This is a genomic window from Neobacillus drentensis (assembly GCF_036962765.1).
GTDB classification, from domain to species: domain Bacteria; phylum Bacillota; class Bacilli; order Bacillales; family Cytobacillaceae; genus Neobacillus; species Neobacillus drentensis_C.
The window spans coordinates 1-925 of the sequence record NZ_JBALOS010000255.1 but is presented as its reverse complement, the minus strand read 5'-3'; the positions used below and the strand labels follow the sequence as shown (position 1 = coordinate 925).

Below are 925 nucleotides of genomic sequence, written 5' to 3'. Positions count from 1 at the left end.
TTTGGAGATACACTAAGTAGTCTCGAAGGTATTGTTTGGATGATTGACCCAATCGATGGGACGATGAATTTTATCCACCAACAAAGAAACTTTGCTATATCCCTTGGTGTTTATGAGAATGGCATTGGTAAGATCGGTCTTATTTACGATGTGGTCCATGACGAATTGTATCATGCAGAGAGGGGAAATGGAGCGTATTTAAATGAAACTCCTCTTGTTCCGCTTAAGGAAACAACAATAAAGGAATCCATCATCGCACTCAATGCTACATGGGTGATGGAAAATCGTCGTATTGACCACAATTTAATGATTCCACTGGTAAGAGACGCAAGGGGAACAAGGTCATATGGTTCGGCGGCCCTTGAATTGGTGTTTGTTGCGACCGGAAGGGTTGATGCCTATCTTTCCATGCGCTTATCACCGTGGGATGTGGCGGCAGGGGCTGTAATAATAGAAGAACTTGGCGGCATTGTCACAAATTTAAGGGGCGAGCACCTTAATTTCCTTACACAGGATTCATTATTTGCAGCAAAGCCAGGTTTACATCAATCCATCTTAAAGGATTACTTAAAAGAAGGAAAATGGTAAAAAAGAAGCCGTTGTTGGCTTCTTTTTTGCCTTTTTAGGCCATCAGCGAGATTCCTTTATAATTCTCCATTTTCACGCATTTTTCTTTTTGTTTTAAAACCCATGCCCATTATGACGATAATGGCTAGTACACATCCTATTGCTCCGATTAAACTTTTTTCACTTATGGCTATCCCAATTCCCATAATGCCAGCCGCAGCAAGGATTGCATAAACGAGTAAAGGCCACTTTACGTTTTTCATGTTTATTACCCCTTTTTTCATTGATAAATACAGTTTAAACGAACACTGCTTTTATATATTTTTTATTCTACAATAAAATGGTTAGGGGTTTCCAC

The 925-nt window shown here is 39.7% G+C and carries 2 protein-coding genes; one reads left to right on the top strand and one right to left on the bottom strand.

Annotated elements, in window-relative coordinates:
- Window positions 1-588, top strand: a 588-nt coding sequence (locus V7137_RS25615; RefSeq protein WP_335700691.1) for an inositol monophosphatase family protein, incomplete at its 5' end; no start/stop codon positions are given.
- A gap of 56 nt (window positions 589-644) precedes the next feature.
- On the opposite strand, the gene V7137_RS25610 is transcribed toward V7137_RS25615, so the two are convergent.
- A complete protein-coding gene (locus V7137_RS25610) occupies window positions 645-830 on the bottom strand; it encodes a YlaF family protein (RefSeq protein WP_218345755.1) in 186 nt (61 codons plus the stop codon).
- Window positions 831-925: the final 95 nt, after the last annotated feature.